This window comes from Rahnella sp. BIGb0236, from assembly GCF_004364755.1.
In the GTDB taxonomy this organism is placed as follows: Bacteria; Pseudomonadota; Gammaproteobacteria; order Enterobacterales; family Enterobacteriaceae; genus Rahnella; species Rahnella victoriana.
The window spans coordinates 90,711-110,213 of record NZ_SOAO01000003.1 but is presented as its reverse complement, the minus strand read 5'-3'; the positions used below and the strand labels follow the sequence as shown (position 1 = coordinate 110,213).

11 protein-coding genes and 1 pseudogene are annotated in these 19,503 nt (G+C 57.1%); 3 read left to right on the top strand and 9 right to left on the bottom strand.

What is annotated here, in order from left to right; all coding sequences use genetic code 11:
- Positions 1 to 6: 6 nt before the first annotated feature.
- From recD to EDF78_RS07340, 5 genes are all read right to left on the bottom strand, one after another.
- Positions 7 to 2,061 (bottom strand): exodeoxyribonuclease V subunit alpha, encoded by a 2,055-nt coding sequence (gene recD, locus EDF78_RS07360; RefSeq protein WP_133822825.1) that lies wholly within the window; start codon positions 2,059 to 2,061, stop codon positions 7 to 9.
- Complete coding sequence (gene recB, locus EDF78_RS07355; RefSeq protein WP_133822824.1) at positions 2,058 to 5,744, bottom strand: exodeoxyribonuclease V subunit beta; 3,687 nt, start codon at positions 5,742 to 5,744, stop codon at positions 2,058 to 2,060. The genes recD and recB overlap by 4 nt, the downstream gene beginning before the upstream one ends.
- Positions 5,741 to 9,187 carry an exodeoxyribonuclease V subunit gamma gene (gene recC, locus EDF78_RS07350; protein WP_243839438.1) on the bottom strand — a complete coding sequence of 1,149 codons (3,447 nt, stop codon included), beginning with the start codon at positions 9,185 to 9,187 and terminating at the stop codon, positions 5,741 to 5,743. Before recC ends, recB begins: the two co-directional genes overlap by 4 nt.
- A 143-nt stretch (positions 9,188 to 9,330) precedes the next feature.
- The gene (locus EDF78_RS07345; protein ID WP_095923077.1) at positions 9,331 to 9,843 is read right to left on the bottom strand and encodes a polyketide cyclase; all 513 of its coding nucleotides are present in this window, start codon (positions 9,841 to 9,843) and stop codon (positions 9,331 to 9,333) included.
- A 201-nt stretch (positions 9,844 to 10,044) separates the two neighbouring features.
- Complete coding sequence (locus tag EDF78_RS07340) at positions 10,045 to 11,142, bottom strand: NADH:flavin oxidoreductase/NADH oxidase (RefSeq protein ID WP_095923078.1); 1,098 nt, start codon at positions 11,140 to 11,142, stop codon at positions 10,045 to 10,047.
- A gap of 122 nt (positions 11,143 to 11,264) precedes the next feature.
- Here EDF78_RS07340 and EDF78_RS07335 point away from each other — a divergent pair, with 122 nt between their 5' ends.
- Together EDF78_RS07335 and EDF78_RS07330 are read left to right on the top strand one after the other, a co-directional pair.
- Positions 11,265 to 12,167 (top strand): LysR family transcriptional regulator, encoded by a 903-nt coding sequence (locus tag EDF78_RS07335; RefSeq protein ID WP_208294468.1) that lies wholly within the window; start codon positions 11,265 to 11,267, stop codon positions 12,165 to 12,167.
- 48 nt (positions 12,168 to 12,215) lie between these two features.
- The gene (locus EDF78_RS07330; RefSeq protein WP_131692874.1) at positions 12,216 to 12,512 is read left to right on the top strand and encodes a SelT/SelW/SelH family protein; all 297 of its coding nucleotides are present in this window, start codon (positions 12,216 to 12,218) and stop codon (positions 12,510 to 12,512) included.
- A gap of 39 nt (positions 12,513 to 12,551) precedes the next feature.
- Here EDF78_RS07330 and EDF78_RS07325 read toward each other — a convergent pair whose 3' ends face one another.
- The 4 genes and pseudogenes from EDF78_RS07325 to EDF78_RS07310 form a co-directional block, all read right to left on the bottom strand.
- Positions 12,552 to 15,800 carry a DEAD/DEAH box helicase family protein gene (locus EDF78_RS07325; RefSeq protein ID WP_133822822.1) on the bottom strand — a complete coding sequence of 1,083 codons (3,249 nt, stop codon included), beginning with the start codon at positions 15,798 to 15,800 and terminating at the stop codon, positions 12,552 to 12,554.
- Positions 15,797 to 16,516 (bottom strand): restriction endonuclease subunit S, encoded by a 720-nt coding sequence (locus tag EDF78_RS07320; protein WP_133822821.1) that lies wholly within the window; start codon positions 16,514 to 16,516, stop codon positions 15,797 to 15,799. The genes EDF78_RS07325 and EDF78_RS07320 overlap by 4 nt, the downstream gene beginning before the upstream one ends.
- Positions 16,513 to 17,106 (bottom strand): annotated as a pseudogene (locus tag EDF78_RS07315) (SAM-dependent DNA methyltransferase); the annotation flags it as partial. The gene EDF78_RS07320 and the pseudogene EDF78_RS07315, both read right to left, overlap by 4 nt.
- On the bottom strand, positions 17,079 to 17,309 hold the full coding sequence (locus EDF78_RS07310) for a type I restriction-modification system subunit M N-terminal domain-containing protein (protein WP_208294467.1): 231 nt from the start codon (positions 17,307 to 17,309) through the stop codon (positions 17,079 to 17,081). The gene EDF78_RS07310 and the pseudogene EDF78_RS07315, both read right to left, overlap by 28 nt.
- Before the next feature lie 227 nt (positions 17,310 to 17,536).
- Between EDF78_RS07310 and EDF78_RS07305 the strand changes: the two genes are divergently transcribed.
- The gene (locus EDF78_RS07305) at positions 17,537 to 19,324 is read left to right on the top strand and encodes a methyl-accepting chemotaxis protein (RefSeq protein ID WP_133822819.1); all 1,788 of its coding nucleotides are present in this window, start codon (positions 17,537 to 17,539) and stop codon (positions 19,322 to 19,324) included.
- The last annotated feature ends 179 nt before the right edge of the window (positions 19,325 to 19,503 follow it).

Sequence of the window (19,503 nt, the reverse complement as noted above, 5' to 3'; positions counted from 1 at the left end):
TCCGCACTACGCGCTTTCAATTAATCCGCTGGCACGCAATACCCGCCGCTGCACCGCATCCGGCAGTACCGCATTCATTCCCCCGACACATCCCAGACTGAACCAGTGACGCGCACGGGTGATGCCGGTGTAAATCAGCTCACGGGTCAGGATCGGGCTGAGGTTTTCCGGCAGTAATAGCGCGGTATGGGTGAATTCAGAACCCTGCGATTTATGAACCGTCATGGCGAATACCGTTTCCACCGCCTGCAAACGCCCCGGCATTACCCAGCGGATATCCTGCGTACCGTCACCGGCCAGAAACGCCACGCGCAAGGTCGGCACGACGGAACCGTCCGGCAGCCGGTGCGGGATCTCCAGCGTGATGCCAATATCGCCATTCATCAGTCGCTGGCTGTAGTCGTTACGCGTGACCAGCACCGGGCGCCCCGGATACCAGTTAACGGATGCCTTGAGCAGCCCTTCTTTTCTCAGGATTTCAGCAATTCGCTCATTCATTTTTTCTACACCCCAGTTTCCGCCACGCAAGGCGCACAGCAACTGAAACTGGCTGTACGCCAGCAACACTTTGGTGGCCCAGCGGTTGAACGCTTCGGGCGGTTCATCGTCTGCCGGACGCTCATTGATCATGATCGTCAGATAGTGACGATAGCCGACCGGGGGTTCGACGCCTTCACGCGTTGCCGCCGCCGGAAACTGCTTCGCGCCGCCATTCACCACCCAGTCGCGCAGCTCACGGTCATCGTCCGCGCTCAGCGTCAGTTGCGCCAGATCGGCATAACCCTGTTTCCAGACCTGTTTCAGCCCTTTCACGTCGCCATCGTTTACCGCTTCCGCCAGCCTGCCGATGCCACTTTGTGCATCAAAACGGTAGCTGTGACGCAGCATCACCACCGCCTGATCCATCGCCGTGCCGTGCGGATCAACCAGCTGATCCGCAATGGATTCGCCGGTCACTTCCTCCAGCCAGTCACGGGTTTGCGGCAGATAATGGCCGCCAGCCGCCCGCTGACACAATTCACTGAGCAACGCCCCCGCTTCCACCGACGCCAGCTGATCTTTATCACCGAGCAGGATCAGTCGCGCCTGCTCCGGCAACGCCGCCAGCAGCGCCGCCATCATTTCCAGATCGACCATCGAGGCTTCATCCACCACCAGCACATCCAGCAGTAACGGATTCCCCGGATGGTGGCGGAAATGCCGGGTATCCGGGCGGCTGCCAAGCAGGCGGTGCAGAGTCACAACATCGGTGTTGATGCTGTCGCGCACGGCATCGCCGTTGCCCAGCGCACTGAGATCCAGCTTCGACACCGCACCGGCAATGGATTCATTGAGACGCGCCGCTGCCTTGCCGGTCGGTGCCGCCAGACGGATACGCAGCGGCTGGCCGTGTTCTTCCAGCGCCAGTGTCTGCAACAACGCCAGCAGGCGCACCACCGTGGTGGTTTTACCGGTGCCCGGCCCGCCGGTAATAATGCTGAATGCATTGCCCGCCGCCAGCGCACAGGCCAGTTTCTGCCAGTTGGCAGCCTGTGATTTACCGTCCGGCGGGAACAGCGCCGTAAGCGGTGCGCGCAGCGATGCCACCGGCAAGGTGTGCAGTGCGCTGCGCGTCAGACGTTGTTCTATCGCCGTGCGGACATTTTGTTCGTACTGCCAGTAACGGCGCAGGTACAGTCGCTGACCGGCCAGCACCAGCGGCGAATTGCCTGCGCCTTCGCTGACCAGCGTCGGGTGCGCCAGCGCCGACAGCCACTCCGTCAGCGTCAGGTGTTCCAGCACGGCGGCGGGGCGGATCACCGCGCCATCGGCATGATCGCCGTCAGGCGGCAGCGAAAGTGAAAAGGCGCTGTCATCGAGCGTGGCCTGCAAGTCCAGACACACATGGCCGCGCCCCAGCTGATAGCTGGTCAGCGCGATCGCCAGCAATAACAGCGGATGAGCATCCGGCGCTTCCTTCGCCAGAAACGTCACCAGTGCGCGATCCAGTTCGCGCAGCCAGCCACATTCCACCCAGCTTGCCAGCAGTTGTGCGATATCTTCCCGGCTGTTGATTTTCATACATGTGCCTCACTGCCGCTGAACAGCGCGTCGAGTTGTTCCATTAACGCTTTATCCGGCCGCTGAACGCAGACGCCATTACCCGGCGCGTGGCTGCCGCGCAGGAAAAGATAGACTGCGCCGCCAATGTGCCGGTCATAGTCGTAGTCCGGCAGACGGGATTTCAGCAGACGATGTAGCGCAAACAGGTACAGTGTGAACTGCAAATCGTAGCGGTGATCCCGCATCGATTGCGTCATGGTGTTCTGGTCATACCCGCTGGCGTCATCGCCGAGCCAGTTAGATTTGTAATCCAGCACGTAATAACGCCCGTTGTGCTCAAACACCAGATCGATAAAGCCTTTCAGCATACCGTTGAGATCTTCCGCCACCAGCGGTGCGCGCTCCGCTCCTTCCAGCGTGTATTGCTGAACCAGCCGGTCGAGGTGGCGGGTCGGCACCTGCGTCAGCGGGAACCAGAACTCCATTTCCACCTGATAAGGCGGCAGTTCCGCCAGCGTGAAAGTGGTACCGTCAGGCAAGCCCAGCGGTTGCGTCAGTAACGCGGTCAGCCAGCCGGTCAGCGGCACGATCCATTTTTCCCAGCCCCGCGTATTACAACGCCGGGCAACCTGATCGGCGATTTTCGCCGGATCGGCCGCCAGCGCGGCAAACCCTTCGTCACCCGCCCATTCCAGCAAACCGTGCAGGAAATTACCCGGCGCAGGGCCGCGCGGGAAAGCATACAAATTTTCACCGGTCATCGGCTGCGGCAGCCCTTCCGGCTGTTCTTTTCCGGCATCACGGATTTTCTGATCTTCTAAATAACTGTCCTGCGCGGCGCTTTCGATTTCAGCCAGCGGCTCACGGTTCAGGTTTTCGGCCACGATATACGTACCGGCAGCCGCGATTTGCAGGCCGGAGAAACTCGTCACCCACCAGCGCGGCCCTTTATGGGTACGCAGTGGCGGACGTGGCCCGAGCGCCGGCAGCGTCTGCTCACTGCGATAAAGGGCACCGTCCGGCAGGGGCAGCGGCCAGGCACGGATATTTTCCGTTTCCATCGCCTGCAAACTCGCAGGCAGCGCATCCGCCTCAATGGTTTCCCCACCGTGGAACAGATAACCGGGCGCGCTCTTTTCGAACTCTTTCAGCGGTGCCATACCCAGCCACAGCGCGTAACGTGAGCGGGTCAGCGCCACATAAAACTTACGCAGATCCTCGCCCAGACGCTCGCGGTCGGCCTGCACCAGTTGCTCATCCGTCGCACTCAGCGCGACTTCCAGTTCACCTTCCGGCGTATGCCATTTCAGCGGTGAATCCTGTTTTTTGACCGCGCGGAACGCACAGGCAAAAGGCAGGAATACCAGCGGATATTCCAGCCCTTTGGATTTATGCACCGTGACCACTTTCACCAGATCCGCATCACTCTCGAGACGCAGTTTGCGGGCATCGCCGCCCTGATGTTCGTCCTGACATTGTTCCGCCAGATAGCGGATCAGCGCGTGTTCGCCGTCGAGTTGCACGCTGGCCTGTTGCAGCAGTTCGGAAAGGTGCAGCAGATCGGTCAGCGCACGCTCGTCGCCCCGGCCAAGCAGGCGGCGCGGTACGTCGAATTCCCACATCAGGCGGCGCAGCATCGGCAAAATGCCCTGCTTGCGCCAGCAGGTGCGAAACGCCTGAAATTGTTGCACGTAGCGTTCCCACTCATTCTCGTCCTGATTCAGCCGGTCGAGCGCCTCCCAGCTGAGGTTGAGCGAAGGTGTGGCAAGGGCAGCGCGCAGCAGACGGTCGTTTTCCGGCGCGGCACAGGCCGCCAGCCAGTATTGCAACTCCCCTGCCTGCGCACTTTCAAAAATCGATTCTTTATCGGAAAGATAAACACTGCGCACGCCGCGTTTCGACAGCGCGGTGCGCACCGCCGCCGCTTCACGGCCGGTATTCACCAGCACCGCCACATCGCCCGGCATCACCGGTTTCAGGGGTTCACCGGGCAGTCCGAAACCGGCAGACCCTTGCTGGCCGAGGCGCAACAAGCGGACGATTTCCGTTGCACAGCCTTCGGCCATCAGCTGGACATACTGCGTTTTCGGCAAGGTGTCCGGCTGATTTTCCGGGTACCACAGCGTCATCGCCACCGCTTCGGCATCATCAATCACCAGCGTGTCGGCGCGCCCTTTGGCTTCCACCGGCAGGAACGGCACCTGATTGTCATCGTCACGACGGAACAGGAACGCGCCCTCTCCTGCGCGGCGCTTCTCGGCCAGTTCAAACACCTGATTAACCGACGCCACCATCGCGCGGGTGGAACGGAAGTTGGTCGCCAGTGTGTAGTGACGGCCACCGGTATCGCGACGGGCGCGCAGATAGGTGTAAATATCCGCGCCACGGAAGGCGTAAATCGCCTGTTTAGGGTCGCCGATCAGGATCAGCCCCTGCTCCGGCGCGTTTTCCGCCACGCGGTAAACGGCGTCGAAAATACGGTATTGCAGCGGATCGGTATCCTGAAATTCGTCGATCATCGCCAGCGGAAATTGCGTGCGGATGATCTCCGCCAGCCGCGCGCCGTTGTCGCTGCGCAGGGCTGTATCGAGACGGGTCAGCAAATCATTGAAACCCATCTGTGCACGCTTTTGCTGCTCAGCGTCAAAGCGGTGCTGGATCCAGCGGCAGGCGTGTTGCAGCAAACCGCTGCGGGCGTCAGGCAGGCTTTCAAGACGGGCTTTCAGGGTTTCCATCGCCGTCAGCGCCGGATGTTCAGGGGGATCGCCCTGTTTCCAGCATTCCCTTAAACCGGCGGGAGTAAGGCGCGTCCAGCCGGTTTTCAGATCCGGTATTACGTCGTCCGTCGTCGCCCAGGTGTGCAGTTTTTCCAGCCACGGATTGAAAAACCGCGCCTGAATTTTTTTGCCATCGACCACTTTCGCCGCCACCGCACCTTCGAGCATGGTGCGCAGTTCCTGCGTCCATTGCGGCCAGTCTTGTTTCAGCGCCGCCAGTTCTGCGGCTTTCTGGTTATTGACCGTCTCGCACACGTCGGCGGGCGTCTGATCAGACCCCAGTGCATCGGCATACTCCAGCAACGGCATTACGCTGCGGTGCAGGTCTTCCGGCGACCGCCACCAGCCGCGTAACGTTTTGATTTCCGCCTCGCTGAGCGGGAAGTAAAAACTGCGCCAGTAATCGCGCACCACGTTCATCAGCAGTTCGGTCTGATCGGTTTCCAGCGTCTGGGTAAACAGGCTGTCGCTGTCGAATGCGTGCTCGCCAAGCATACGGTTACACCAGCCGTGAATGGTCGATACGGCAGATTCATCCATCCACTCCGCCGCCAGTTGCAGCTTGCGCGCACAGCCCGGCCACTGCTCCGGCGCGTATTCCGCGCGCAGATCCTGCAAAAATTCATCGCAGGCTGAAGGCGCCAGCGGATCTTCTAAAAAACACGCTGCCGCCGTCGACAGCCGTTCGCGAATTCGATCGCGCAGTTCTTTGGTGGCCGCGTCGGTAAATGTCACCACCAGAATTTCCGGCGGTGTCAGCGGGCGGCTGAAGGCATTGTCGCCACCGTGACCGAGCACCAGCCGCACATACAGCGCGGCGATGGTGAAGGTTTTGCCGGTCCCGGCGCTGGCTTCGATCAGGCGGCTGCCCGTCAGCGGGAAGTTCAGTACGCTCAGGGGTGAGGGCAACGTTTGTTCCGTCATTCCTTCGCTCCTTTTTTGCTGCGGGAAAGGTGACTGATTAATGGGGTCAGCAGCGTATCAGCCAGCCGGGCAAACTCGCCGTCTGCCCATAGCGTGGCAAAATCCGGCCATGCGCGGGCCAGATAGGCATTGCTGTCGCGTTCACCAAATTTCATGTTAGCCGGATCGTGATTCTCATAACTGTCACGGGCAGCCAGCCAGGCATCGCTGTCCGGCGCGCTGTTTTCCGTGCCCTCTTTTTTCAGCCAGACAAAGGCGGTTTTCACTGCCAGCGGCAACGGGCGTAACTGCCCCGCTTTCCACGTGGTAATCAGCGTTTCCCATATGTCCTGCGCCTGTGCAATATCCAGCGGCGGCAGTTCAGCAGTGCCGTTTTTACTGACGATCACCGTGTGCATCGGCTGTCCGTTAAGGTGTCCGGCGAGGTGTGCGACCCAGTAAGGCAGCAGGCGGTCAAAGCGGTAACTGCGCTCTTTGGTCATGATGCCGATGCTTTCCAGCACCACGCGCGCACGGTCGCCCGCCGCATTTGCCCGCAGTTCACTCAGCCAGTCGGAGAACATCACGCCGCCGGTGTCATCTTCCAGCGCCTCATTTGCCAGCGGTTGCGGCCAGTTATCGAGTACCTGCTGATAACTGGCAAACAAGGTGTCCATCGGCTCGGCGAGATCTTCGCTCAGCACTGCAGCGAACTCGCCCGGAGCCAGTTCGCCGCGCCGCTCAATGCGTTCAAGTTGCTGACGCAATACATCCTGCCGCGAAACGCCTGCTTCCAGCGCCTGTTTCTGCGCGCGGATCAGTTCATCCTGCAAACGCCAGTTTTCCAGCGCATTGATGTCGAACGGCTCCTGATCTTCGCTGCCGGGATCTTCCAGCTCAAAATAGATGTTCAGCCGCTGGCGGAAGAAACTGCGCACCGGGTCGGACAGAAAATCCGACAACTGCCGCAGTGTCAGCGCGCCTTCCTGTTCAACAGGTTGCAGCGGTTGCGCCACCACGGCGGCGGCTTCGGCTTCCAGACCGGCGCGCCATTCGTGGGCATAGCTGAACAACGTGCTGCCCTGACTGAAGTAATCGCGGTTGAACGGTTGCAGACGATGTTCGACGGTCAGCGCAGGCAGTAACTCCCCGCCATTTTCCGCTTTCCAGCCCGCCGCCACATGGTCGCGCAACTGCGCCACCAGCACGGAAGGCGGCCGTTCGGTATTGTCATGAATGCTGCGACCAACCCAGCTGATATGCAGACGCTCACGGGCAGAAAGCAGCGCCTCAAGGAACAGGTAACGGTCATCTTCGCGCCGGGAACGGTCACCCGGACGGTAATCACGTCCCATCAGGTCAAAATCCATCGGCACGCGGTTACGCGGATAATCGCCGTCATTCATGCCCAGCAGATAGACGTGGCGGAACGGAATGGCGCGCATCGGCATCAGGGTGGCAAAGGTTACCGCCCCGCCGAAGAATGGCTGTGTCAGACCTGACTGGTCGAACTGCGCCAGCCAGTGATCGCGCACCACCGACAGCGGCAGTTCAGCCTGCAAATCGACGCTTTCACAGGCAGCCAGCCAGGTTTCCAGCTCGCCATGCAGACGCACTAAAATGAAGCCGTCTTCGCCGTCATCCTCGCTGAAGTACTGAGAAAGGATGTCGCGCAGGCGTTCGCCCCACACCGGCGGCGTCGCGGGTTCACGCAACTGACGCCAGGTGTCGTCGAGGCAGTTGAGCAGATGCGACAGCGGACCGATCAGCGCCGCATCCAGCCCGCCGATTTCATCCAGCGGTTCGATATCCGCCCACGCCTCGCCGCTGCCCACCGCATAACCGAGCAGCATACGTTGCAGGCCGAAGAACCAGCTGTTTTGCTCCGGCGATAACGGCAGTTCGAGGCTCTGACGCTGTTCCGCATGCAGCCCCCAGCGCACGTTAGCGGCACGTATCCAGCGATGCAGCAGCGGCAGTTGCTCTTCTTCGATGCCGAAACGCTGACGCACGGAAGGCACGTCGAGTAAATCCAGCAGATCGCTGACGGCAAAACGCGACTGCGGCAGGTTCAGCAGGCTTTCCAGCGCACCGAGTAAGGAGTTGTTCTGGCGCGGTCCCTGATCGGCAACGGTAAACGGGATATAGCGCGGGTCGCTGCGTTCCGTCAGGCCAAATACCGCCTGAATGTGCGGCGCATAGCCGTTGATATCCGGCACCATCACGATAATGTCGCGGGCTTTCAGCGTCGGATCAGCCGCCAGCGCGGCCAGCAACCGGTCATGCAGCACTTCCACTTCGCGCTGCGCGCTGTGAGTAATAAAGAAACGCAGGGAATCGTCCTGCTGAACATCCACCGCAGGCCATTCTTCGATCGTTTCCGCCAGCGGACGCAGCTGCAAAATGTCTTCCTGCAACTGGTGCAACAGGGTATCGGTGCCGTTTGAAGTAAAGAGATCGATACGCGGGATCACCGGCGCAAGCTGCGAAGCATAGGATTCGTGGTTGTCATATTCATTCAGCAGGCCGATATAATCGCGCCCCTGTTTGCCCCATGCCGCCAGCAGCGGATGCGCATGCTGATGAAGTTCATCTTCAGCGATCACCTGCGGCATGCCCGGCTTGCGTAATTGCCGGATCCGCTCCGCACGTAGCAGATCTTTATCGGCGATGATGTCGCTCCAGTCGTGTTCGCACGGGTTATGCACGCACATAAAGATGTGTGTCCAGCGCCCCAGCACCGCCAGCACTTCAAGGGATTGTTGCGGCAGCGAGGAAATACCGAACACCACCAGCCGCGAGGGCAATCCGGCCGGACGCTGATCTTCAGGAAGGGTTTGCGCATGTTGCAGAAAACGCTGATGCAGCGCCGCACGGCTGGTGCCGCGCTCGTTTTCAGGCACATCCGCCAGAAGCGCACGCCACAGTTGCGGCTGCCACAGCAGGTTTTCCGGTAAGGGTTCGCTGCCCTGGCGGCTGGTGCGCAGGACATCCCGCCCGTTGCCCCAGTCTTCCAGCCAGTCGGCACGGTAAACCTGATACTGATCGAATAAATCCGCCAGACGCTGCGCCAGCTGATGCAGTTTACGCATGTCGCCGTCTTCTTTTAAGAAACGGGCCAGCGGCGCAAACACCGGTTCTGCCAGCAGTTCAGGCAACAGGCGGATCAGTCGCCAGGTCAGCAACGGCCGGTCAAACGGTGACGATTCCGGCACCTGTTCTTTGCCGAGCACCGCACGGTAAACCTGCCAGAAAAAACGCGCCGGAAGCTTGATATCCAGCGCCGCCGCAATTCCGCAGCCACCGTCCGCCACATCACGTGCCAGCGCCAGTTTCAGCCACTGGTTGATGCCGTTGCTTTGCACCAGAATCACTTCGTTTTCCAGCGGCGACAGCGGATGCGCCGCCATCCACGTGACCAGCACATCCCTCAGCGCCTCTGAGTGATTTCCGTGTAATACCATCAAACCTGAATTCACGCCCGCATCCCTTGTTATCGCCTGTCAGGGGTGAGATTTTGCGTTCATTTGGAAAGGATTGAAAGGACAGAAAAGAAAAGAGGCAGGGCCTGCGGCCTGCCTCGTAGCAAAATGTAACGCGCTGAAAATTAGCTGCGCATTTTACGAGCCGCCCCGATCATTCCGTCCAGCCATTCCTGATGGCCGTTGATCATCGGGTTAGGTCGGGTTACCGCTAAATCGCGTGCCGGTTTACCGTTTTGCGTTTCCTGCGTCAGGATACGCACGCGGCCGCCGGAAAGTTCTTCGATAAGCCACGCGTGATGCACGTCGAGACGGGTGTCGGCGTCGCCTTCTGCCCAGCCGTGCCACGCCATGCGCGCTGGCTGCCCGTTGACCGGCGGGACGTATTCCGTCACCTGTGCTTCGACCGGGAAACCAAAGGTACTGAACCGGAAACGGGCACCGTCGCTCAGGCCCGGCCCCGTACCGTCGTAGAAAGCAATATCAGACGCGTTGCTGTAATACACCGGCCAGGCGGCAGTGTTATCCAGTTGTGCCCAGAGTTCGTCAACCGTCACGCCGGTGATGATCATTTCGTTTGACGCGAAGTTGTCGGTTTCGCCGGGGATATAGCCTTGCGGCCAGTGAATCGCATTCATATTTACTTCCTTTGTATTGAGTTATGTACAGGGAACAGCCCGCAGGCTGGCGTGCATAAAGAATACGCAGGGCTGAGATATTACGGAAATCACACCTTGTGATACTTACCATTTCTGATTTTTATATCTGGATGGCGGGCAAAAAAACAGGCAGAAGAAGACTTCTGCCTGCCGGTTATTTCACTGATTCATCAGCAATGATCACTGAATGCTGTAACGCTCAAGCCAGTGCGCGTAAGGCGCAGGCAGAACCCACGAAGGATTGTCTTCGCCCAGTTCTTTTGCCAGCGCATACGGATAATGCGGGTTGGCGAGCATCGCGCGGCCAATCATCACCAGATCCATATCTTGTTCGCTGATGCAACGCTCGGCCACGTCTGCCGACGCAACGCCCCATGAGCTTGCCACCGGCAAACCAGCCTCTTCACGCACGCGGCGCGACACCGGCGCCAGGAAACCGGCACCCCAGGGAACCTGTGCTTCCCAGGTGGAGAAACCGACGCTGACGTTGAGCATATCCAGCCCTTTTTCGCGCAGGATACGGGTCAGTTCGATGGATTCTGCCAGCGTTTCTTCATCGCGACCGTCGTATTCGATCACGCCAAAACGCGCGGTGATCGGCAGGTTTTTCGGCCAGACCGCGTTAACGGCATCGAAAGTCTCAATCAGGAAACGGCTGCGACCGGCGAAGTCACCGCCGTATTCGTCAGTGCGGGTGTTGGAATGCACGGAGAAGAAGCTTTGTGCCAGATAGCCGTGGGCAAAATGCAGTTCCAGCCATTCAAAACCGGCATCGCGTGCGCGTTTTGCGGCAGCGACAAAATCGGCCATCACGCGCTGGATATCGGCTTTGGTCATTTCTTTCGGCACTTTTGGCAGATGTTTGCCGAATGCGACAGCGGATGGCGCAAGGGTCGCCCAGCCACGCGGATCGCCTTCCGCAATATGATCGTCCCCTTCCCACGGCAGATTGGCGCTGGCTTTACGGCCTGCATGTCCGATCTGGATCCCCGGTACCGCGCCTGCGGCTTTGATAGATTTGGCGATTTTCGCCAGTTCAGCGGCCTGTTCATCGTTCCAGATCCCAAGACATCCCGGGGTGATCCGGCCTTCCGGCGATACGGCCGTCGCTTCGACAATCACCAGACTCGCGCCGCCGCGTGCCAGCGTGGCGTAATGCACCTGATGCCAGTCGTTCGGCACGCCATCGGTGGCGGAATACTGGCACATTGGCGGAACGGCAATGCGGTTTTTCAGGGTGACGTCTTTCAGCGTAAACGGCGTGAAAAGTGCAGACATAATATTTCCTCGGTGGATTGGCGCATTTAGCACACAGAGTGCTGCCAAAGAGCTATAAGCAGAAGTATAGAAATATTATAGTGCGTATCAAATTTCGTTATAACTCAATCGGTGCCCTGCCTATGCGCAATCTGAAGAGTCTCGACCTCAACCTGTTAAAGACTTTCGATGCATTGCTCGACGAGCGCAGCGTGACCCGCGCCGCAGAGCGCCTTTCCCTGACGCAACCCGCTGTAAGCAGCATGCTGACGCGTCTGCGGGAAAGTTTTGATGATCCCTTATTCGTGCGGGCGCGCTACGGTATCGTGCCGACCGAACGCGCGCTGTCGCTGGCTAAACCGGTGAAACGGGTGATGGCGGAAATCGACGCGCTGTTACAGCCGGAGGTATTTATACCCGCTGACTGCGAGATGACGTTTACCCTCGCCGCCACCGATTACGCGCTGGGCGTGATTATCGTGCCGTTTTTTTCCCTGTTACAGAAGCTCGCGCCGGGTATTCATCTGTCGGTTCAACGGGTTGAGGATTCGACCCTTTCGGGGCGGCTGGAGCGCGGTGAAATCGACCTGGCGCTGCTGACGCCGGAGACCACGCCGCCCGATCTGCATATCCGCCATTTATATGATGAACGTTATGTATGTACGCTGCGCAAAGGCCATCCGGCGCTGAATCAAGGCACGATCTCGCTGGAGACATTTTGTCAGTACGACCACGCGCTGGTGTCACTGAGCGGCGAAAATTTTGCCGGCGTGACGGATACTGCCCTTCACGCGCTGGGCAAAAAACGCAACGTGGTGCTGTCGGTGAACAGTTTTCTGGTGCTGCCGCCGGTTTTACAGACCACGGATCTGATCGCCGTAGTACCGGAACGGCTGGTGCGCGATGCCGCAGGGCTGGAAGTGATGCCGCCACCGCTGACCATTCCTGGCTTTACCAAAGTCGCCGCGTGGCACGAACGCTCGCATCTTTCCGCCGCACATCAGTGGCTGAGACAGCAACTGGCGCAGGTCTGTAGCGGGCAGTAATGACGTTTTCTGAAACATCGATAAAATCTGCCTATAAGGACTCATACCATGGAAAAACTGCCAGCTATCACCATCACATATTGTTCTCAATGCAACTGGCTGCTGCGCGCCGCGTGGATGGCGCAGGAACTGCTCAATTCGTTCAGCACCGATCTGGCGTCCGTGACGCTTGTCCCCGGTACCGGCGGCATCTACGAAATCAAAGTCGATGACGAAATCATCTGGGAACGCAAACGCGACGGCGGTTTCCCCGATGCCGCGCCGCTTAAACAGCGCGTGCGCGATATCTGTTTCCCGGAAAGATCGCTGGGGCATGTAGATAAGAAGAAGACAGGTGACGAATAAGTTCTGAGGCTGCGGCTCACCCCGCAGCGCGTTAACGGCTCACCCCGCTTTCAGCATATCAAACACCACCTGCGCAAAGCCTTTGGCGAGTGCGGGATTGGAAAGATACTGCATCATCATATTTTGCTGAGCTGCATTGCAGTCCATGATGGCCTCATCAACAGCTTTTGGAAAATCGCCTAACATCGCTTGTTCACGGGTGTTATTAGCAAGCTGCGTCATGACAGCCGTGTTTTCTGAGATCTTGTCTTTAACTGTGAAAGCACAGTTGATCATATCTTTATCCGTCAGATGGTCACCGACAAAAAGCGCATTCAGACGTTCAAGGATTTGCGACATAAAGTCTTCTTTTTTGTCTTTAGGTTTCGCCGATCCGACGTCGTTACCGGGCTGCAAACCCTCTTCCGCACTGGCCGCGGTGAGGCGCAGTTGCTGTTCGCGCATTTTCGACAGGCGGTAATGGCTCATCACCACATTCTGCAAATCCACGTCGTCTTCCTGCACGTTTGATTCGCGCAGCAGCGGGCGCAGATGCCGTGCGAACAGGCTGAGTTTCTCCAGATCCTGATTGTCGTAATCGACGATCTGCGAAATGAATTCATAAAAGCGCACAAAGCTGCCGAGATCTTTTTTGAAAATTTCCAGCCGGTCTTTTTCCCTTTTGCATTCTTTAAAGGTGTTTTCTGCATTGGCGATTAATATCGGCTCGCGGGTCGTTTTGGTGATCTCGAACATGCGTTTGGATTGCAGATAGGCTTCAGTCGCCGAGGCATAGCGTTTTTCCCAGCGTTCCACGGCCGGTCGGCTGATATTGCTCAGTGCCGCGCCAGATTTGTTTTTACTGAAAAAGGCGGTGCAGAACTGTTCGACTTCACGCCATTGAAAAATCCCGCTGGTACGCAGTTTTTCAAACAGCTCAAACACCAGCGCCGGGTCAGACACATCCGTCAGTTCAGCGGTCTGATAATAGGGCCGGAAGGCTTGCAGGATGTCATCCGGGTCATTCACAAAATCGAGAATAAAGGTGCCGGATGCCGCTTTGACGGGATATATACGGTTCAGGCGCGATAGTGTCTGCACACATTCGACGCCGCCGAGCGGTTTATCGACATACATGGCACACAGTTTTGGCTGGTCAAATCCGGTCTGGAATTTGTTCGCCACCAGCATCACCTGATAGTCGTCGCTGTCGAAAGCTTTGCGCATATCACGCCCCTTCAGGCCGGGGTTCATGTTGGTTTCTGTGTATTTCTGCCCCAGCTGCGCCTCGCTGTTCGGGCCGTTTTCGCTGAATTCCACTTCACCGGAAAACGCCACCATGGCGCTGATTTTCTGGTAATGATTCTGGTGAATGTACTTATCGAACGCCAGTTTGTAACGCACCGCTTCCTTGCGCGAACGGGTGACCACCATGGCTTTGGCCTGGCCGCCGAGCAGGTTCATCACGTGGTTTTTATAGTGCTCGACAATCACTTTCACTTTCTGCGCGATGTTGTAATCGTGCAGCCGCACCCACTGAGTCAGGCGTCTGTTGGCCTTTTTGTCATCGACTTCTTTGTCGGCATCCGCCTGTTTCTGCGCCAGTTTGTAGGCCACATGATAAGTGACGTAATTTTTCAGCACATCGAGAATAAAGCCCTCTTCGATGGCCTGCCGCATGGAATACACATGAAACGCCTGCGGCCGGTTGGTTTTCGATGCCGGTTCGTTCGGGTTGGGAAGACGGCCAAACAACTCCAGCGTTTTGGCTTTCGGCGTGGCTGTGAAGGCGTAATAGTTGAGATTATTGCTGCCGCGCCGGGCAACCATGGTGGCGTCCATGATGTCTTCGGAGGACAACTCAACGTCGTCGCCGGTGTTCTCCAGCATCAGTACTTCTTTCAGCTGGCGCGCGGTCGAACCGCTTTGCGAAGAGTGCGCCTCATCGGCAATGATCGCGTACTGGCGTTGTTTCAGGCTCAGGCTGTTTTCGATCGCTTTCAGCACATGCGGGAAGGTCTGGATGGTGACGATGATGATCGGCTGCGAGTTTTCCAGCGCCGCCGCCAGTTTATCGGCTTTCGAGCCGTCACCGGTTTTGTTATTGATGCGCCCGACCACGCCGTCGGCATGTTCGAACTGGTAAATGGTGTCCTGAAGCTGATCGTCCAGCACCGTGCGGTCGGTCACCACGATCACCGAGTGAAACTGCTTTTGTCCGTCTGCGGCATACAGCGTCGAAAGCTGATGCGCCGTCCAGGCAATCGAGTTGGATTTGCCGGATCCGGCGCTGTGCTGGATCAGGTATTTATGCCCGCAGCCTTCCTGCACTGCGGCGCGCACCAGTTTATTCACCACATCCCACTGGTGATAGCGCGGGAATATCAGCGTCTCTTTCTTGTATTTCAGCCCCTGCCAGTCTTCTTTTTCTTCGATTTGCAGATGCACATAACTGCCCAGAATGGTCAGCAGATTGGCGGGCAGCAACACTTCATTCCACAGATAATCCGTGGCGTAACGGGTCTGGTCGGCGGGCGTCGGATTGCCCTTCCCGCCTTCCGCCGTGCCTTTGTTAAACGGCAGAAAATACGTCTCTTTGCCCGCCAGCCGGGTGGTCATAAACACGTCGTGCTGACTGACAGCAAAATGCACCAGCGCCCCGCGCTTGAAAGTCAGTAACGGCTCCGGTTTTTTGGTCGCCGGATCTTTCGGCAGACGGGTGTCTTTGTACTGAGCGACCGCACTTTGCACCGTCTGTTTGAACTCAGATTTGAGTTCCAGCGTGGCGACCGGCAAACCGTTGACGAATAACACCAGATCGATACGCCAGCGTTTGGCTTTCACCCCGCTTGCCGCGAAATGCTCCGCGCTGGCATAGGGGCTGTACACCAGTTCCGGCACCACGCGGCAGATATTCTGCCGGTAGCGCGCCAGCGTCTCCGGGTTCAGGCCGTGCTCGGGTTTGAACTGACAGAGGGAGAAATCCGCATTACGGATCTTCAATCCATGACGCAGAACGCCGAGCGTGCCATAAGTGCGGGAAAGTTTATCCGTAGCATTAATGTCGGCTTTGTTCAGCTGCGTCAGCAATGCATCCAGGAAATGACGTTCGGTATCCTGCGGATACACCCGCGCCAGCTTCTCCCACGCTTTCGGCTGCGTGGTCTGCACAAAGGTCAGAACGTCCTGAAGATACAGCGCCCGCTGGCGATCGTAACCGTCCGGTTTACCGCTGATCCAGCCGTTTTCGCAAAGCTGCGAGATCATTTCATCCTGAAAAATCCGCTCTTTGGTCGGATCCGACATCATGCCGTCACCTCGTCGGATTCTGTCTGCGTGACAGGAACCTGCCAGTCACGCACGTCGATTTTGCCGGTGACAGCTGCGGAGATCAGGGCGGTGCGGCGTTCTTTGAGGAGTTCGATTTGTTGTTGCTGGAGATCGATAAGGGTATCGATTTTGGCGGTTTCGTGATCGAGGAAGTTACAAATATTCAAACACTCAGCATCAGAGGGTAGAGGACATTGTATATCCCCGAGAATCTCAAGATTTAATCCATCCCTTAAATCCCCGCCAGACATATTTCTTATATTTTGATAGTTAGATGTCAGCCACCAATAGATATATCGTGAATGGATTATTCTGTCTAAAACAATGGCAGCCATTGATTGATTACAAGTGGTATCGATGCTTAACTGTGCAACCATTCCTTTGGTTTTTCCCTGTCCTGCTAAAGCAACAACTAATGAATCCTTTGGTATCCATTTAGCACTGCTATTTTCAAACCCGATTTGAGATATATATGTTGATGGCGTTACTACATACCCTTGATTTACTGCACCAGAATTTATCCAAGGGACAGTTCCATTCTCCCAATAATCACTAATGTTTTTCGATGGTGTACCTCCGGCATAAATAATTGATAGCCACCGAAGATTTGAACCTTCCCATTTCTGCGGTAATTTATTACACCACTCAACCCCGGACTCCTTATATTCTCCATACGCCTTATAACGCCCGCTCATGAATGCACCTCCTGCAACAGCGCCATAATTTCGGCACTGATGGCATCGAGGTCGGCATCGATCTCTTTCAGATCTCTTGGCGGCTGATAAACATAGAAGTGGCGGTTGAACGGGATCTCGTAACCGACGACGCCGATCTCGTTGTCCCTGGCATCGCGTTTGTCGGCGTTGATCCAGGCATCACTGACGTGCGGTTTGACCTCACGTTCGAAATAGCTTTCGATAAGCGTGCTGGTGGCGATGGCAGGATTAAGCGGGACGTTTTCGTTGTCGCGTAAATCGCCGTCCTGTTCAAATTCCACCACCTTGCCTTTGTAGCGGAACGCGCCATACAGCGGCTGTTCGCTTTCTTTCAGGACTTTTTTCACCACCGGTTCGGCTGCCGGATTTTTGGTGGTGACCGCCTCGATAAACTGCTTTTTCTCTTTGTTATCCAGCTTCACACCGGCGGTACTGAGCGCGGTTTTCAGGGCGTTTTCAAAGAGATTGAAATCGTTGCTGACGCTGTGTTTACCGCCGTTCGTGGTGCCAAAAGCGGTCTGGATCTGACGCGCTTTCTCCATCAGCGCACGTTGCGCCAGCCATAATTTTCCCGCGCTTCTTCCGGCAAATTCATGGCACTGACGGTGTGCGCCTGCGTCACGACCGCGTCTTTGCTGTTTTCCAGCACGCATTCCAGACGGCGTAATAAGGCGAAGGGAAGGATGATGCGTCCGTACTGCGACTGTTTGAAATCACCCCGTAGCAAATCAGCCACTGACCAGATAAAGGCAGCGGTGTGGGAAAAGTCCATTTTAGACATGCGGGTATCCGTCGGAATAATAATACACATAAAGAGTGCGGGTATTATCCGGCGCAAAAAAACCAAATGCCGCCATTTTATGATCTGAATCAACGAGTTAGATGTTAATCTAACTGAGACAGCTATTACCCCTCTGCACTATTTTAGTGTGACGTACTTCAAGTTTTTCCCGTTCCTGCCGATACATTAGACTTAAGATTCCTTCCAGGGAAACGCCCATGTTAAAGACCATCCGTTCGCGCATTATCACAGCCTGTATCGCCATCGTAGCGTGCTCGCTGATCATCAATACGTTTCTTAGCTATACCGTTGCAAACAAATACAACAGTCAGGCGACAGACAATACGCTGAACGCCCTGACGTCCAGCCATACGCAAGGGATCAGCGATTGGGTTAATGCAAAAACAGGGATGATCGTTTCACTGCAACAGGTCGCGATGTCTGAAGATCCGATCCCGGTTCTCAAACAGATCGCCAGTGCAGGCGGCTTTACCAACGTGTATGTCGGTTACGCCAACCGCACTGCGAAGTTCTCTGATCCGACCGGTGTGCCTGCGGATTACGATCCGACTGGTCGCCCGTGGTACAAGCAGGCGGAAGCCGCCGGACATGCGGTGGCGACGCCGCCGTATATCGACGCAGGCACCGGCAAGCTGGTGGTCACTTTCGCGGTACCGGTGATGGATTCCGGCACGCTGAAAGCGATTGTGGCGGGCGATGTGTCGATGGACAGCGTCGTCAATAACGTCAATACCATTCACCCGACGCCGGGCAGTTTCGGCATGCTGGTGGATAAATCCGGCGTGATCATTGCGCATCCCGACGCCAGTCTGGCACTGAAGCCGTTTACTGCGCTGGCAGAAGGAGTGAATTTGCAGGATGTGTTTGCCGCCAACGCGCCGGTGGATATCCGTCTCAATGGCGCGGTGAAGCGCGTCCGCGCAATGCCGGTCGCGGGCACGGAGTGGTTCACGCTGGTGGCGCAGGATAAGAAAGAATCCACCGCCGGTATGCGTTCCCTGCTGACCTCATCGGTGATTACGCTGCTGGTGATCGTGCTGATTTCTGCCGCCATTATCGGGCTGATGATCAGTAAGTCCTTCCACCGCCTTTCTGTGGTGCGTGACACGCTCAATGCCATCAGTTCCGGCGAAGACGATCTGACACAGCGCCTGCCGACCGACGGTCACGATGAAGTGACGCAGATTGCGCACGCCTTCAACACTTTCGTCGATAAGCTCAGCAAGGTGATGTCGGAAATCCGCACCACCAGCGAATCGGTCAAAATCGCCGCTGACGAGATCGCGGCGGGGAATAACGATCTGTCAGGACGTACCGAGTCTGCGGCGGCCAGTCTGCAACAAACGGCGGCTTCCCTTGATCAGATCACCGCGACCGTGTCTCAGTCGGCCAGTTCGGCCAAACAGGCCTCCGACACCGCGAAATCCGCGTCAGAGGCCGCCACGCGCGGTGACGAAGTGGTGACGAAAGTCATTACAACGATGGAAAGCATCGAAAGTGCCTCGTCGAAAATCGGCGATATTACCGGCGTCATCGACGGTATCGCTTTCCAGACCAACATTCTGGCGCTGAACGCCGCGGTGGAAGCCGCGCGCGCAGGCGAACAGGGACGCGGTTTTGCGGTGGTCGCCAGCGAAGTGCGCAGTCTGGCACAGCGCAGCGCCCAGGCGGCGAAAGAGATCAAAGTGCTGATCGAATCCACCGTCAGCAGTGTCGCTTCCGGTTCCGCGCAGGTGCGTCTGGCCAGCGACAGCATGAGCGAAATCGTCAGCAATGTGTCGAACGTCAGCAGCGTGATGCTGGAAATCACCCACGCCTCGGAAGAGCAGATGCTGAGTATTCACGAAATTAACCGTGCCATTACCCAGCTCGATGGCATGGTGCAGCAAAACGCCGCAATGGTTCAGCAATCCACCGGTGCCGCGTCGGCGTTACAGGAACAGGCCACCGGTCTGGCCGTCGCCGTGGGGCATTTCCGGGTCTGATCGCGCCACCAGAGTAAGGTATTCACCCTGGCGCCCGGACTTTATCCTCCGGGCGTTTTTTGCTTTACCTCTGCATCTCCTCTTCTGATTACCTCCGACCTCAGATTTTTGCCATGTCTGTTTTATGATAGGATTCCGATAAGAACCTATAAAAACAGCATGTCACCTTTGAGGAACAA

Bases quoted from the DNA above. Each gene is read 5' to 3' on its own strand.
- recB (WP_133822824.1), bottom strand. From the start codon at position 5,744: ATGACGGAACAAACGTTGCCCTCACCCCTGAGCGTACTGAACTTCCCG.
- EDF78_RS07325 (WP_133822822.1), bottom strand. From the start codon at position 15,800: ATGATGTCGGATCCGACCAAAGAGCGGATTTTTCAGGATGAAATGATC.
- EDF78_RS07320 (WP_133822821.1), bottom strand. From the start codon at position 16,516: ATGAGCGGGCGTTATAAGGCGTATGGAGAATATAAGGAGTCCGGGGTT.
- EDF78_RS07340 (WP_095923078.1), bottom strand. From the start codon at position 11,142: ATGTCTGCACTTTTCACGCCGTTTACGCTGAAAGACGTCACCCTGAAA.
- EDF78_RS07335 (WP_208294468.1), top strand. From the start codon at position 11,265: ATGCGCAATCTGAAGAGTCTCGACCTCAACCTGTTAAAGACTTTCGAT.
- recC (WP_243839438.1), bottom strand. From the start codon at position 9,187: ATGGTATTACACGGAAATCACTCAGAGGCGCTGAGGGATGTGCTGGTC.
- recD (WP_133822825.1), bottom strand. From the start codon at position 2,061: ATGAAAATCAACAGCCGGGAAGATATCGCACAACTGCTGGCAAGCTGG.
- EDF78_RS07305 (WP_133822819.1), top strand. From the start codon at position 17,537: ATGTTAAAGACCATCCGTTCGCGCATTATCACAGCCTGTATCGCCATC.
- EDF78_RS07330 (WP_131692874.1), top strand. From the start codon at position 12,216: ATGGAAAAACTGCCAGCTATCACCATCACATATTGTTCTCAATGCAAC.
- EDF78_RS07310 (WP_208294467.1), bottom strand. From the start codon at position 17,309: ATGGACTTTTCCCACACCGCTGCCTTTATCTGGTCAGTGGCTGATTTG.
- EDF78_RS07345 (WP_095923077.1), bottom strand. From the start codon at position 9,843: ATGAATGCGATTCACTGGCCGCAAGGCTATATCCCCGGCGAAACCGAC.